The 14388-nt window shown below is 59.3% G+C and carries 17 protein-coding genes and 1 pseudogene; 10 read left to right on the top strand and 8 right to left on the bottom strand.

Annotated elements, in window-relative coordinates; genetic code table 11:
- Positions 1–106 precede the first annotated feature (106 nt).
- Positions 107–628, top strand: a complete 522-nt coding sequence (gloA, locus tag LRS56_10990; protein ID WDU64935.1) for a lactoylglutathione lyase — start codon at positions 107–109, stop codon at positions 626–628.
- Positions 629–690: 62 nt separating this feature from the next.
- Here the strand turns inward: gloA and ahpF are convergent.
- From ahpF to LRS56_10975, 3 genes and pseudogenes are all read right to left on the bottom strand, one after another.
- Positions 691–2255: pseudogene (gene ahpF / locus LRS56_10985) on the bottom strand (alkyl hydroperoxide reductase subunit F).
- A gap of 127 nt (positions 2256–2382) precedes the next feature.
- The gene (gene ahpC, locus LRS56_10980) at positions 2383–2946 is read right to left on the bottom strand and encodes an alkyl hydroperoxide reductase subunit C (protein WDU64934.1); all 564 of its coding nucleotides are present in this window, start codon (positions 2944–2946) and stop codon (positions 2383–2385) included.
- Positions 2947–3079: 133 nt separating this feature from the next.
- A complete protein-coding gene (locus LRS56_10975; protein WDU64933.1) occupies positions 3080–4012 on the bottom strand; it encodes a tyrosine-type recombinase/integrase in 933 nt (310 codons plus the stop codon).
- 170 nt (positions 4013–4182) lie between these two features.
- Here LRS56_10975 and LRS56_10970 point away from each other — a divergent pair, with 170 nt between their 5' ends.
- Positions 4183–5190 carry a DNA-binding protein gene (locus LRS56_10970; GenBank protein WDU64932.1) on the top strand — a complete coding sequence of 336 codons (1008 nt, stop codon included), beginning with the start codon at positions 4183–4185 and terminating at the stop codon, positions 5188–5190.
- Here LRS56_10970 and gorA read toward each other — a convergent pair whose 3' ends face one another.
- The gene (gene gorA, locus LRS56_10965; GenBank protein ID WDU64931.1) at positions 5191–6549 is read right to left on the bottom strand and encodes a glutathione-disulfide reductase; all 1359 of its coding nucleotides are present in this window, start codon (positions 6547–6549) and stop codon (positions 5191–5193) included.
- Positions 6550–6652: 103 nt separating this feature from the next.
- Positions 6653–7492, bottom strand: coding sequence for a UTP--glucose-1-phosphate uridylyltransferase GalU (gene galU / locus LRS56_10960; protein ID WDU64930.1), 840 nt, complete (start codon positions 7490–7492; stop codon positions 6653–6655).
- 309 nt (positions 7493–7801) lie between these two features.
- On the opposite strand from galU, the gene LRS56_10955 reads away from it, so the two are divergent.
- Both LRS56_10955 and LRS56_10950 read left to right on the top strand, forming a co-directional pair.
- The gene (locus LRS56_10955) at positions 7802–7987 is read left to right on the top strand and encodes a hypothetical protein (GenBank protein ID WDU64929.1); all 186 of its coding nucleotides are present in this window, start codon (positions 7802–7804) and stop codon (positions 7985–7987) included.
- A gap of 144 nt (positions 7988–8131) precedes the next feature.
- Positions 8132–8413, top strand: coding sequence for a hypothetical protein (locus LRS56_10950; GenBank protein WDU64928.1), 282 nt, complete (start codon positions 8132–8134; stop codon positions 8411–8413).
- Positions 8414–8424: 11 nt separating this feature from the next.
- Here LRS56_10950 and LRS56_10945 read toward each other — a convergent pair whose 3' ends face one another.
- Both LRS56_10945 and LRS56_10940 read right to left on the bottom strand, forming a co-directional pair.
- Positions 8425–8655, bottom strand: a complete 231-nt coding sequence (locus LRS56_10945) for a hypothetical protein (protein ID WDU64927.1) — start codon at positions 8653–8655, stop codon at positions 8425–8427.
- 85 nt (positions 8656–8740) lie between these two features.
- Entirely contained in the window at positions 8741–9091 is a 351-nt protein-coding gene (locus LRS56_10940) for a hypothetical protein (protein ID WDU64926.1), read from the bottom strand.
- Positions 9092–9303: 212 nt separating this feature from the next.
- Between LRS56_10940 and LRS56_10935 the strand changes: the two genes are divergently transcribed.
- From LRS56_10935 to ada, 4 genes are all read left to right on the top strand, one after another.
- Complete coding sequence (locus LRS56_10935; GenBank protein ID WDU64925.1) at positions 9304–9606, top strand: DUF1883 domain-containing protein; 303 nt, start codon at positions 9304–9306, stop codon at positions 9604–9606.
- A 25-nt stretch (positions 9607–9631) separates the two neighbouring features.
- The gene (locus tag LRS56_10930; GenBank protein ID WDU64924.1) at positions 9632–9799 is read left to right on the top strand and encodes a hypothetical protein; all 168 of its coding nucleotides are present in this window, start codon (positions 9632–9634) and stop codon (positions 9797–9799) included.
- Between the two features lie 3 nt (positions 9800–9802).
- Entirely contained in the window at positions 9803–10468 is a 666-nt protein-coding gene (gene alkB, locus LRS56_10925) for a DNA oxidative demethylase AlkB (protein ID WDU64923.1), read from the top strand.
- 76 nt (positions 10469–10544) lie between these two features.
- Positions 10545–11591: a bifunctional DNA-binding transcriptional regulator/O6-methylguanine-DNA methyltransferase Ada gene (ada, locus tag LRS56_10920; GenBank protein WDU64922.1), complete on the top strand. Its 1047-nt coding sequence runs from the start codon at positions 10545–10547 to the stop codon at positions 11589–11591.
- Here the strand turns inward: ada and LRS56_10915 are convergent.
- On the bottom strand, positions 11588–12163 hold the full coding sequence (locus LRS56_10915) for a CGNR zinc finger domain-containing protein (protein ID WDU64921.1): 576 nt from the start codon (positions 12161–12163) through the stop codon (positions 11588–11590). The two genes, ada and LRS56_10915, sit on opposite strands and share 4 nt — an antisense overlap.
- A 174-nt stretch (positions 12164–12337) precedes the next feature.
- Between LRS56_10915 and LRS56_10910 the strand changes: the two genes are divergently transcribed.
- A complete protein-coding gene (locus LRS56_10910; GenBank protein ID WDU64920.1) occupies positions 12338–13216 on the top strand; it encodes an alpha/beta hydrolase in 879 nt (292 codons plus the stop codon).
- A 109-nt stretch (positions 13217–13325) separates the two neighbouring features.
- Entirely contained in the window at positions 13326–14384 is a 1059-nt protein-coding gene (locus tag LRS56_10905) for a nitronate monooxygenase (GenBank protein WDU64919.1), read from the top strand.
- Positions 14385–14388 lie beyond the last annotated feature (4 nt).

Below are 14388 nucleotides of genomic sequence, written 5' to 3'. Positions count from 1 at the left end.
TCGCAAGGCCTACGCGACCTTTTTCATTTGGCGCAGCCGGTGGGCGTTGCGTATCATGGCCGGGCTACGGATGCTTGCCGCAAGCCCATTTTTTTCTGGAGGGCCCATGAGCCTGCACGAATTGAACACTTTCCCGGGCGTCACCGCCCAGCCTGACACCGCCACCTCGAACTTCGTGTTCAACCACACCATGCTGCGGGTCAAGGACATCACCAAGTCGCTGGACTTCTATACCCGTGTTCTGGGGTTTTCGCTGGTTGAAAAACGCGACTTCCCGGAAGCCGAATTCAGCCTGTATTTCCTGGCCCTGGTGGACAAATCGCAGATCCCGGCCGACGCCGCCGAACGCACCCAGTGGATGAAGTCGATCCCGGGCATCCTGGAACTGACCCACAACCACGGCACCGAAAACGATGCCGACTTTGCCTACCACAACGGCAATACCGACCCGCGTGGCTTTGGCCATATCTGCATTTCGGTGCCGGATATCGTCGCTGCATGCGAACGTTTTGAAGCCCTGGGCTGCGATTTCCAGAAGCGTTTGACCGATGGCCGTATGAAAAGCCTGGCGTTCATCAAGGACCCGGACGCGTACTGGGTTGAGATCATCCAGCCAGCGCCGATGTAACAGCTTCAGGCATTAAAAAACCCCATGATCACTCATGGGGTTTTTCATTTCCGGGCCAGGATTTACGCAGGGGCGGAAGTGCGGATCAGGTGATCGAAGGCACTCAGCGAAGCCTTGGCGCCCTCGCCTACTGCGATCACAATCTGCTTGTACGGCACGGTCGTTACGTCGCCGGCAGCGAACACACCCGGCAGCGAAGTCTCGCCACGTGCATCGACGATGATCTCGCCACGCGGGGTCAGCTCCACAGTGCCTTTGAGCCAGTCAGTATTGGGCAGCAAACCGATCTGTACAAAGATGCCTTCCAGGTCGATGGTCTTGAACTCACCGCTGTCACGATCCTTATACGCCAGGCCGGTGACTTTTTGACCGTCGCCTTTGACTTCACTGGTCAGCGCGCTGGTGATCACGTCAACGTTCGGCAGGCTGTACAGCTTGCGCTGCAACACGGCGTCGGCGCGCAACTTGCTGTCGAACTCAAGCAAGGTCACGTGACTGACGATACCGGCCAGGTCGATGGCTGCCTCAACGCCGGAGTTACCGCCGCCGATCACCGCCACACGCTTGCCCTTGAACAACGGACCATCGCAGTGCGGGCAGAAGCACACGCCCTTGGCTTTGTATTCCTGCTCACCCGGCACACCCATTTCACGCCAGCGGGCGCCGGTGGCCAGGATCACGGTCTTGGACTTGAGCGTCGCACCGCTTTCAAAGCGGATCTCATGCAGATCGCCGGGGTTTTTAGCCGGGATCAGGCTGCTGGCGCGCTGCAGGTTCATGATGTCCACGTCGTACTGACGCACGTGGGCTTCAGGGCGCTGGCCAATTTCGGTCCTTCGGTTTCCTGTACCGAGATAAAGTTCTCGATCGACATGGTGTCCAGCACCTGCCCGCCGAATCGCTCAGCCGCGACACCGGTGCGGATGCCTTTACGCGCAGCGTAGATAGCGGCCGCAGAACCGGCTGGGCCACCGCCGACGACGAGCACATCGAATGCATCTTTGGCGCTGATTTTTTCGGCGGCCTTTTCGATACCGCTGGTGTCGAGCTTGGCGAGGATTTCTTCCAGGCCCATGCGGCCCTGGCCGAAGTTCACCCCGTTGAGGTAGACACTTGGCACCGCCATGATCTGGCGCTGGTCGACTTCAGCCTGGAACAGCGCACCGTCGATGGCCACGTGGCGAATATTCGGGTTAAGCACGGCCATCAGGTTCAGTGCCTGGACCACGTCCGGGCAGTTCTGGCAGGACAGCGAGAAGTACGTCTCGAAGCTGAACTCACCTTTGAGGGCGCGGATCTGTTCAATCACTTCGACACTGGCCTTCGACGGGTGGCCACCGACTTGCAGCAGGGCCAGCACCAACGAAGTGAATTCATGGCCCATGGGGATGCCGGCAAAACGCAGGCTGATATCGGCACCCGGGCGGTTGATGGAGAACGATGGCTTGCGCGCATCATCGCCATCGGTTTTCAGGGTAATCAGCGTCGTGAGGCTGGTTACGTCCTGCAAAAGGGCAAGCATTTCCTGGGATTTCGCGCCGTCGTCGAGGGAGGCGACGATCTCGATCGGCTGGGTGACCCGTTCCAGGTATGACTTCAACTGAGCTTTAAGATTGGCGTCCAACATACGGGCGATTTCCTATTAATTCGGTTTATTGCAGACAAAAAAACGCCCGAGCGAATCTCGCCCGGGCGTTTTGGGGGCGGATGCAGCTTACTTAAGTGCGGATTCCCGCCCTTGATACTTCACAGACTTAGATCTTGCCGACCAGGTCCAGGGACGGAGCCAGGGTGGCTTCGCCTTCTTTCCACTTGGCTGGGCACACTTCGCCTGGGTGGGCAGCAACGTACTGGGCAGCCTTGATTTTGCGCAGCAGCTCGGAAGCGTCACGGCCAACACCGCCGTCGTTCAGTTCAACGATCTTGATCTGACCTTCCGGGTTGATTACGAAAGTACCGCGGTCTGCCAGGCCAGCTTCTTCGATCAGCACGTCGAAGTTGCGGGAGATGGTCAGGGTTGGGTCGCCGATCATGGTGTACTGGATTTTGCCGATGGCTGGCGAAGTGTTGTGCCAGGCAGCGTGGGCAAAGTGGGTGTCGGTGGAAACGCTGTAGATTTCGACGCCCAGTTTCTGGAATTCGGCGTAGTTATCAGCCAGGTCTTCCAGCTCGGTTGGGCATACGAAGGTGAAGTCGGCTGGGTAGAAGAAGACTACGGACCATTTGCCTTTCAGGTCAGCGTCCGACACGTCTACGAAGTTGCCGTTTTTGTATGCGGTAGCTTTGAACGGTTTTACTTGGCTGTTGATGATAGGCATCGTTGACTCTCCGTCAGGGGTTAAGAAGTTGATGAGGTGAATCCTACCCACTCTCTCGGCCGATGGCTCATTGGCAAACCTGATGCTGACGATTGGTTTTCCCTATCAGGTAACTGTATTAATAGAAGAAATCTCAAAGCAGCGGTTGAGTCGCCAGGGTCATGCCAAGAAAGGGCGTCGCTTCAACATAGCGCATGGCGGATTTCATGTCGCTCCAACCGACGTAACTCATCAATGACTTCAAATCCCAGCCGCTGCTGTGCGCCCAGGTGGCAAAGCCCCGGCGCAGCGAGTGGCTGGTGTATTGCTCGGCGGGGATGCCGGCGCGCTCCAGGGCGTGGCGCAACAACGGAATCACACTGTTGGGGTGCAAGCCCTCCTCGCCCAGATTGCCCCAGCGATCGATGCCGCGAAACACCGGCCCGCGCACCAGAGCCGAAGCGCTGAGCCAATCGCCGTAAGCCTGCACCGGGCACAGGCGCAGCAGCGCCGGGGTCTGGTAGGTCTTGCCGAGGTTGTCGCGGTCACTTTTGCTACGCGGCAGGTACAGGCTGATCCCCGCCCCCGGCGTGGCGTGTACATGTTCGATAGCCAAGCGGCACAGCTCATCGCTGCGAAAGCCGCGCCAGAAGCCCAGCAGGATCAACGCTGTGTCGCGCTTGGCACGCAGCAGTCGAGGATGGTCCTGGACGGCGCTCGCTTCTTTCGCGTCCGCCTCCAGAAACGCCACGACCTGCTCCAAGTGCCTGAGCTGCAACGGCTCGGCTTGCTTCTCCCGCGCCGGGTGCACCGCCCGAATCCCCTTGAGCACCTTACGCACCACCGGCGCCTTGGTGGGGTCGGAAAAACCCTGGCTGGTGTGCCACTGCGCCAACGCCGAGAGCCGCAGCTTCAAGGTGTTCACCGCCAACACCCCGGCGTGCGCCACCAGGTAGCGCGCCACGCTGTCGCTGGTGGCCGGCAGGAACCCGCCCCAACTCACCTCGAAGTGCTCAATGGCTGCACGATAACTGCGGCGCGTGTTGTCGCGGGTGGCGGCGTCGAGGTAACGATCCAGATCGCTCATGAAAGGCCTATTCGTACTGCTACAGGGTGCTTGGCGGATTAAACCGGCTATGACACGGGATAATACGCCAATATCCCATGTGTTAAATCATGAATTTAAAGGTGTTTTTATTCGTGTTATAGTATGTAAATACATACTACATACCACAGTACTAAATCGACGGAGACCCCATGGCTCGCGGCGGCATTAATAAAGCAGTAGTTCAAACGGCACGCCTGGCGATCCTCGCCCGTGGCGAGAACCCAAGCATCGATGCCGTACGCATCGAAATGGGCAATACCGGCTCTAAAACCACGATTCACCGCTATTTGAAGGAGCTGGACGAGAGCGAAAATCGCCTAGCCATTACCGAAGCGCCTATCGACGATGAGCTTGGCGAGCTAGTGGCACGGTTGGCACAGCGCTTGAAAGACAAGGCCCAGGAGCCCATCGATCTGGCTCTCGCACAGTTCGAGCAACAAAAAGCCGCCCTGCTCGCTCAGGTTGAAGCGCTTGAAGAGGCTCACAGCCAACTCAAACAGCAATTCGAGATACAGGCCGTAGCCTTGGCAGAACAAAGCGCCGCCCTGCAAACCGCCAGCACCAGCCTGCAGACCGAGCAAACCCGTAACGCCGGGCTCAGCCAGGCGTGCAGCGATTACGAACTGCGGATCAATGACAAGGACGAGCAGATTCGTTCGCTGGAAGAAAAGCACCTGCACGCCCGCGACGCCCTTGAGCACTACCGCAATGCAATCAAGGAACAGCGCGAGCAAGAGCAACGCCGACATGAGGGGCAGTTGCAACAGCTACAGGCCGAATTGCGTCAGGCCCAGCAAAGCGCCATGGTGCGCCAGGATGAAATCACCCAACTGCACCGCGACAACGAGCGGCTGCTGATTGAGCACCGAGTAACGGTGAAGGAATTGACCGCCCTGCAGGAGCAATCCCGCAAGGACCAGGCGCAGCAGCTCAAGTTGAGCGAACAGATTAGCCTGATTGACAGCGAGCGCACCCTGCTGCAAGAGCGCTTGCGGGTAGCTACGCTGGAAAGCCAGTCGCGCCAGGACGCACTGATCGAACAGCAACACACCCACAAAGCCCTGGAGCTGGACTTTATAAAGGCCCAGGCCCAGGTCGAGGCATTGCGCCTGGCCGCCGTCGTTGCAACGGCGTCAGAGGCTACGCCCCAGGCGTGATCAACTCGCCACAGGCGTACGCATGGTGACGAACTCTTCCGCCGCCGTCGGGTGCACGCCGATGGTTTCATCGAAATGCTGCTTGGTCGCGCCCGCCTTGAGCGCGACCGCCAGGCCCTGCACGATTTCACCGGCGTCCGGGCCGACCATGTGGCAGCCCAAGACCTTGTCGGTGTCGGCGTCGACCACCAGCTTCATCAGGGTTTTTTCCTGGCAATCGGTGAGGGTCAGCTTCATTGGCCGAAAACGGCTTTCAAAGATCTGCACCTTGTGGCCCTGGTCTTTGGCTTCTTCTTCGGTCAGGCCGACGGTGCCGATGTTCGGCAGGCTGAACACTGCCGTCGGGATCATCGCGTAGTCCACCGGGCGATATTGCTCAGGCTTGAACAGGCGACGCGCAACGGCCATGCCCTCAGCCAAGGCAACCGGCGTCAGTTGCACACGGCCGATGACGTCACCGATGGCCAGGATCGACGATTCGGCGGTCTGGTACCGGTCGTCGACCTCGACGAAGCCACGCTTGTCGAGTTTGACGCCGGTGTTTTCCAACCCGAGGTTGTCGAGCATCGGACGGCGACCGGTCGCATAGAACACACAGTCGGCTTCCAGCACACGGCCGTCTTTCAAGGTGGCCTTGAGACTGCCATCCGCCTGCTTGTCGATGCGCTCTATATCAGCGTTGAACTGCAAGTCCAGGCCGCGTTTGGTCAGCTCTTCCTTCAAGTGCGTGCGCACCGAGCCATCAAAGCCGCGCAGGAACAGATCACCGCGATACAACAGCGTGGTGTGCGCCCCCAGGCCATGGAAAATCCCGGCGAACTCGACGGCAATGTAACCGCCGCCCACCACCAGTACGCGCTTGGGCAGCTCTTTGAGGAAAAACGCCTCGTTGGAGCCGATGGCATGCTCACGCCCAGGAATCTCGGGAATCTGTGGCCAGCCACCGGTCGCGATCAGGATGTGCTTGGCGGTGAAGCGCTCACCGTTGATTTCCACCTGGTGCGGATCAACCAGGCGCGCATGCCCCTCATGCAGGGTCACGCCGCTGTTGACCAGCAGGTTGCGATAGATGCCGTTGAGGCGATTGATCTCGCGGTCTTTATTGGCGATCAAGGTGGCCCAGTCAAAATTGGCCTCACCCAAAGACCAGCCAAACCCGCTGGCCTGCTCGAAATCTTCGGCGAAATGCGCGCCGTAGACCAACAGTTTTTTCGGCACACAGCCAACGTTTACGCAGGTGCCGCCCAGGTAGCGGCTTTCCGCGACAGCCACCTTGGCGCCAAAGCCTGCGGCGAAGCGCGCCGCACGAACACCGCCTGAACCGGCGCCAATTACATACAAGTCAAAATCGTAGGCCATTTCACTCTCCTCGGCAGGACATCAGCATACCGACTTAGATGGGGCTGAAAAACGAAAAAGCCACCCGAAGGTGGCTTTTTTAGAGCAGTCAGGCAAACGTGAATCAGTAAGCCTTGCCAGTCTTGTAGAAGTGCTCGTAGCAGAAGTTGGTCGCTTCGATGTAGCCTTCAGCGCCGCCGCAGTCGAAACGCTGGCCCTTGAATTTGTAGGCAATCACGCAACCGTCTTTGGCTTGCTTGAGCAGGGCGTCGGTGATCTGGATCTCGCCGCCTTTGCCTGGCTCGGTTTCTTCGATCAGCTTGAAGATGTCCGGGGTCAGGATGTAACGACCGATGATCGCCAGGTTCGAAGGCGCGTCTTCCGGTGCTGGCTTTTCAACCATGTCACGTACGCGGATCAGGCCATCACCAATGTCGTCGCCGGCGATAACCCCGTACTTGTTGGTTTCGGTCGGGTTCACTTCCATGACCGCGACGATGGTGCAACGGTATTTCTGGTAGAGCTTGACCATCTGGGTCAGCACGCCGTCGCCTTCCAGGTTCACGCACAGGTCATCCGCCAGTACCACGGCGAACGGTTCGTCACCGATCAGCGGGCGGCCGGTGAGGATGGCGTGGCCGAGGCCTTTCATCTGGGTCTGACGAGTGTAGGAGAACGAGCACTCGTCCAGCAGTTTGCGGATACCAACCAGGTACTTTTCCTTGTCGGTGCCCTTGATCTGGTTTTCCAGCTCGTAGCTGATGTCGAAGTGGTCTTCCAGTGCGCGCTTACCACGGCCGGTCACGATGGAGATTTCGTTCAGACCGGCATCCAGTGCTTCTTCGACGCCGTACTGAATCAGTGGCTTGTTCACCACCGGCAGCATCTCTTTGGGCATGGCCTTGGTCGCTGGCAAGAAGCGAGTGCCGTAACCGGCTGCTGGGAACAAGCATTTCTTGATCATATGGGTCCTTACAAAGGGCTGTGCGTACGAAATTCGGCGCAGTCTAATCAGGCCGCAGTCACCTTACAATGGGTCCTGCTGGCGTTGCGATGTCATCATAGAGAAAAAATGTCGGCGTAAGTTCCGCTGATCTTACGAAGAGCATCTCCCCCCGGCATGGCCAAAACTGCTGCACCGCGCCGTTTCCATGGGCCGAGCCCTTTTAGCATGCTTTTGCACCCAGAACACTGACCTGGAATAACTTGCGCGGGCCTGCGGCATTTGGCGCTATCATTAGGCCCTTGAACCAGACCACGAGATTGTTAATAGATGTCAGAACCAAAAGGCGTGAACGGCTACCTGATCACACAGCGAGCGGACGGTTGGCACTTGATCAACTTCCACGGCGACAGCGTCGCCGGTGCATTCGCGACCGAACAACAAGCTATTGCAGTAGCGGAAGTGTTTGTGGATGAAGCAGGCCATGCGTCGAGCAAGCGGCCCAAAGGCAAGTAAACCGCGCCGCTGTGCTGAAAAAGCCCCGTTGAACGGGGCTTTTTTGTGATTGTCTGTACCTGGGTGGCAGATCGCTATAATCTTCCGCAAACGCCCCACCACAGTGTCTGTACTCCCCTCCAACACCCTTGACGACGAACTCACATGAACAAGATTCTGGCACTGACTGCGGTACTGGCGCTCACCGGCTGCACGACCACCTCTGACGTTTACCTGAAAAACGGCGAACAGGGCCTGACCATCGACTGCTCGGGCGAAGCCAATTCCTGGGCCAGTTGCTACGAAAAGGCCGACGCGTCCTGCGCCGGCACTGGTTATCGCATCGTCGGCACCGAGGGCACGCCCGCGCTGAGCGAAGACGACAAAACCCTGGGCAAGGACGTCGGCAACTTCAAGAGCCGCAGTGTCGTCGTGGTCTGCAAGTAGGCGCGAGCGCCCTACAGGTGAATCTCGGCAAATTTGATCCCTAGACCGCGAAGGGTCTCGATCAGGTCATCCAGACGCGGGAATGACTCTACTTCGTCCTGCTCATCCACCAGGAAAAAACTGCGGCCGCCGCTTTTCTTGAAAAATACAATCCATTCAGCCAGGTCGGCCGGGTTCTGGATGACATGGGTAGCCGAAATATCGCCTTCGGCATGGTGGGCTCTGACATGTTCACGTTTCATGAAGGGTTTCCCAGGCAAAGACAAATGCCGCGCAAACCCAGGGTTTGAGCGGCATGGCAGGGTCAGCTTTTTATCGGATTCAGCCTCAGCCGGAAATGCACTCTTCACCGGCCTTCTTCACGTCAGCCGGACGGATAGGCACATTCGACATGCTCTCGTAGAGCTTGATACTACTGCCACTCGAGCGCTCTTCAATCTCGAAAATCGCCGATGGGTCGGCTGAGAATTTCTGCGGCACGATCACCTGTATCCCGTCTTTGTGGGGCTCGATCTGCGGCGGCCGGCGTGTCGCAGACAATTTATGCACGACGCAGGCGGCGTATTCCTGCGGTTTTTTCCCTGAGATGACTGCCAGCGTAGGCGGTGTCTGCTTGATATCTGCAACCGAAGCACATCCACCTATCGCCAAGGCCAGAACCAACACACTCCACTTCATACAAAACCTCCGATAAAGACCCTACGACAGCGGGGATGGTAATTTTCTCCCGCCCACGTAGGATTTATCCCTGATAACTCGGTAAATAACTGTTTTAAATTGTCGACGCCATTGAACACGGGCCGATAATAAACGCGCTGGGGCTGATAAACTCTATCTTAACCTACGTATCGTTCTGATTTTTCAGAAAAAGCCCTTCTGGAGACACCCTCATGAAATTCATCCACCAGCGCGAGCACCTCAACGAGGGAGACATTGTCGTCATCGAATGCTCGCAGACCTGCAATATTCGCCTGATGAGCGATGCGAACTTTCGCAGCTTCAAGAACGGCGGCCGCCACACTTACCACGGTGGAGCCTTCGACACATTCCCTGCCAAGATCACCGCACCCAGCACCGGGTTCTGGAACATCACCCTGGACGTGGTGACGCGCCGCGCCATCAGCGTCACCAAAAAGCCTACGCTGTCCCACAAGATCCGCATCGTGCGTCGCACCAGCTCCAAACTGAGCTGATCCGCACACCTCACAGGAAAAAGCCGTGACCGCTACCACCAAATACGTAATCAAATACAAGCTCAACGGCGAACGCCGCTTTGAGTTCGCTCAATTGCAGACCAACAGCGTGGAAGAGGCCAGGCAAGCCCTGGCAAAAATCCACGATGCCAGTGATGAAATCACCGACATCAACGTGAGCAAGGCGCTCTAAGCCATGCCCGGCCCCACCGCCGACCTGTTCGCCGATGACGCCCTGCAGCAACCGGCAGGGCGCGAGCAAATCGGCGAGCAGTCCTACGTGTTAAGGGGCTATGCCCTACCCTGGGTTGAGCGTCTTCTGCCGGAACTGCGCCGTGTGCTGGCACAGTCACCGTTTCGACAAATGGTCACGCCCGGCGGTTTTACCATGTCGGCGGCCTTGAGCAGTTGCGGCGACCTGGGCTGGGCCAGCGACACAACCGGCTATCGCTACACGCCCTTGGACCCTCGCAGTCAGCAGCCCTGGCCCGCCCTGCCGGATGCCTTGCGCCAGTTGGCCGTACAGGCGGCGGCAGAGGCCGGGTTTATCGACTTCGCCCCCGACGCCTGCCTGATCAACCGCTATGTGCCGGGGGCCAAAATGTCCCTGCACCAGGACAAGAACGAACGTCGTTACAGCGAACCAGTGGTGTCGGTGTCCCTGGGGCTGCCGGCGGTATTTCTGTTTGGCGGCCATGAGCGCGGTGACAAGCCCCTCAAGGTTTCGCTGTTTCATGGCGACGTGGTGGTCTGGGGCGGGGTCGACCGCCTGCGGTTTCATGGGGTGCTGCCGATCAAGGAAGGCGTGCATAGCGTCATGGGCCCACAACGGATTAATCTGACCTTTCGCACTGCCGGTTGATTTGACCGCAAGCTTCGGAGTGCACTGCCGAGTGCGGCACGACTAATCTGGCCAGAATCCGTCAAGAGTGCCGACCATGACCACCGAACAAGACCCGCGCTGGGCGGCGATTCTCGCCCGCGATCCCAAGGCCGACGCGCTGTTCGTCTACGGCGTAAAAACCACCGGCGTGTACTGCCGCCCCAGCAGCGCCTCACGCTTGCCACGCCCGGAAAATATCGAGTTTTTTGACAGCCCGGCGCAGGCCGAGGCCGCGGGGTATCGCGCCAGCAAACGCGCCGCCGGCGACCAGACTCAGTTAGCCGCGCACCATGCCCAATTGGTGGCCGAGGCATGCAGGCAGATCGAACAAGCCGACACCTCACCCAGTCTTAATACGCTGGCGACCCAAGCCGGGCTGAGCCCTTTCCATTTCCACCGGGTATTCAAAAGCGTGACCGGCCTGACGCCCAAGGGCTACGCCAGCGCCCATCGCTCACGCAAGGTGCGCGATGGGCTCAAAGGCCAGCACTCGGTGACCGAGGCGCTGTACGACGCAGGCTTCAACTCCAACAGCCGCTTTTATGAGTCCGCCGACCAGGTACTGGGCATGAAGCCCAGCGACTACAAAGCGGGCGGCCTCAATAACCAAATCCTGTTTGCCGTCGGGCAATGCTCGCTGGGCGCGATTCTGGTGGCCCAAAGCAGCCGTGGCGTGTGCGCAATTTTGCTGGGGGATGACCCGGACAAACTGGTGCGTGACCTGCAGGACCAATTCCCCAAGGCCAGTCTGGTGGGCGCCGACCACCGCTTCGAACAGCTGATCGCCCAGGTGGTCGGGCTTATCGAAGCACCGGCCCTTGGCCTGGACTTGCCGCTGGACCTGCGCGGCACGGCGTTTCAGGAGCGGGTGTGGCAGGCGCTGCGCGAAATTCCACCGGGCAGCACGGCCAGCTATGCGCAAATCGCCCAACGCATCGGCGCACCGAAGTCGTTTCGCGCCGTGGCCCAGGCGTGCGGCGCCAACAGCCTGGCGGTGGCAATCCCGTGCCACCGCGTTGTGCGCAGCAATGGTGACTTATCGGGCTACCGCTGGGGCGTAGAACGTAAACGCCAGTTGCTGGAGCGCGAAAGCGAGTCTTAAAGCTGCTGGCGCTTGCGAAACTGCGCAACCTTATGCCGGTTGCCACACAGCGCCATGCTGCACCAGCGGCGTTTATGGGCCTTGGTGCGATCGTAAAACCACAACACACATTCAGGATGCTCGCAGGTACGGATCAGGTTGAAATCCCCGTCCACCAGCAAGCCCGCGGCAGCTTCGGCAATCGTCGAGAGGAACTGCTCCGGGGTTTGCAGTTTGCGCTGACGCTCCAGGCGCAATTCGCCCGGCGCCGGCCAGGCCAATTGCGGGTGACTGACCGCCTTGCGCAAAAAGCCATTCAGCGCTGCCGGGTCGCCTTGTTCTGCGGCCTTGCGTCGCTCGACCAGGGCGCGCACCACTTCCCGCAGCTCCACCGCTGCAGCCAGCAACGCACCTGACTCAAAGGCCGGCACCCCGCCCTCCTCGGCCCACCCCAAACGCACCAGCCAACGCTCGACGTCCGCGTCGCTTTGCCAGAAGTCAAAGGGTTCTGCGTCGACATTGGCACGTGTGTTTAGCATGTCCAGCACCGGGTCATCGGCCAGGACGTAGGGTTCCAGAGACGGAGTAAGCATGGTCAATCCTCTTTGATAGCCTCGGCATCGTAACCGCTATTTAGCATTATGGGTAGTTACTAAAACCTAATAGCTAACCAGATAAATTAATTTGACAGGTTACTAAATTAAGCGCAGCTTTTTGCGAAGGTAACCCGTATATCAATTTTAAACAGTTACAGAGGTGCTCTTACCATGACCACTCAAGCTCCCGTTGTTCACTACCGCCACGTCGATGTCGATGGCATCCGCATGTTCTACCGTGAGGCCGGCGACCCTGCCGCCCCGGTGATGCTGCTGTTGCACGGCTTCCCCAGCTCCTCCCATATGTACCGCGACCTGATCCCGCTGCTGGCCACGCGCTTTCGGATCATCGCCCCCGACCTGCCGGGTTTCGGCTTCACCGAAGTGCCGGCTGAGCGTGATTACGTGTACACCTTCGACAACCTGGCGCGCACCGTCGGGCACTTTGTGGAGGCCTTGGAGCTGAGCCGCTACGCGCTGTACGTGTTCGATTACGGCGCCCCGGTGGGCCTGCGTTTGGCGGTTGCGCACCCGGAACGGGTCAGCGCACTGGTCTCGCAAAACGGCAATGCTTACCTGGAAGGTCTGGGTGATGCCTGGGCGCCGATTCGGGCCTACTGGGCCGAACCGAGCCAGGCCAATCGCGAGGTGATCCGCAACGCCGTCATCAGCCTGGAAGGCACGCGCTACCAGTACTTGCACGGTGTAAACCAGCCGGAACTGGTCGCGCCGGAATCCTATATGCTCGACGTGTTGTTGATGCAGCGCCCCGGCAATGACGAGATCCAGCTGGACTTGTTCCTCGACTACCGCAACAACCTGACGCTGTACCCGGCGTTCCAGACGTTTTTCAAAGCCACTCAAGTGCCGGCGCTGGTGATCTGGGGCCAGAACGATCCGTTCTTCATCCCGCCAGGTGCCCACGCCTACACAACCGATAACGCCAACGCCGTGGTGGAGTTGCTGGACACCGGCCACTTCGCCCTGGAAACCCACGCCGCGCATATCGCCGCGCGCATCCATGCGGTCCTGGGGCACGCCATCAACTGATGGCGCACCACGAAAAGCCGCCCTCGTCCAGTGAATAAAACAGACTGGCCGGGTGCCAAGGGCCCTGTTAAAACAGCGAAAAGCCTCACTAACGCTGGAGACACACCCCATGAGCACCTGGCCAGACACCCGCCTTCTCGACCTGCTGGGTATTGAAGTACCGATCATTCAGGCGCCCATGGCCGTAGGGACGACCACGGCCATGGTCATCGCCGCCAATCAAGCAGGCGCTCTGGGGTCATTGCCGGCTGCGGCGCTGAGTCTCGAGCAACTGCGCGAAGCACTGGCCACCATTCGCCAGGCCAGCTCGCGGCCGCTAAACGTCAACTTCTTCTGCCACCAGCCGCCCGCGCCCGATGCAGCACGCGACAAGCGCTGGAAAGACCTGCTGGAACCCTACTACCGCGAGTTGGGCGCTGATTTTGATGCGCCGACGCCCATGTCCAACCGCGAACCGTTCAACGAAGCGGCATGCCAGGTGGTGGAAGAATTCCTCCCCGAAGTGGTCAGCTTCCACTTCGGCCTGCCGGAACAAGCCTTGCTCGACCGGGTAAAAGCCACCGGCGCCAAAGTGCTGTCCTCGGCCACCACCGTGGAAGAGGCAGTCTGGCTGGAGCAACACGGCTGCGATGCAATCATCGCCATGGGCAATGAAGCGGGCGGGCACCGTGGATTGTTTCTCAGTGACGACCTCAATACCCAGATCGGTTTGTTCGCGCTGCTGCCGCAAGTCGTGGATGCAGTCAGCGTGCCGGTGATCGCCGCCGGCGGTATTGGGGATGCGCGTGGGATTGTCGCGGCGTTTGCTCTCGGCGCCTCGGCGGTGCAGATCGGCACCGCCTACCTGTTTACCCCAGAAGCCAACGTCACCGCGTCCCATCACCATGCATTGCGCCACGCCCAAGCCAGCGAAACTGCGCTGACCAACCTGTTTACCGGGCGCCCGGCACGAGGCATCGTCAACCGGGTGATGCGTGAACTGGGTGCGATCAACCCGGCGGCGCCGGCGTTTCCGACCTCCGGCGGCGCCCTGATACCGCTCAAGGCCAAGGATGAAGCAGGCTTCAGTAACCTGTGGTCGGGGCAGGCGCTGCGCCTGTGTAAAGACACCACCACCTATGACCTGACCCGTGAACTGGCCGAACAGACGCTGGCGAAATTCAAGTAAAAGC

This window comes from Pseudomonas poae, assembly GCA_028869255.1.
GTDB lineage: Bacteria > Pseudomonadota > Gammaproteobacteria > Pseudomonadales > Pseudomonadaceae > Aquipseudomonas > Aquipseudomonas poae_C.
This window is presented reverse-complemented; position numbering and strand designations above follow the sequence as displayed.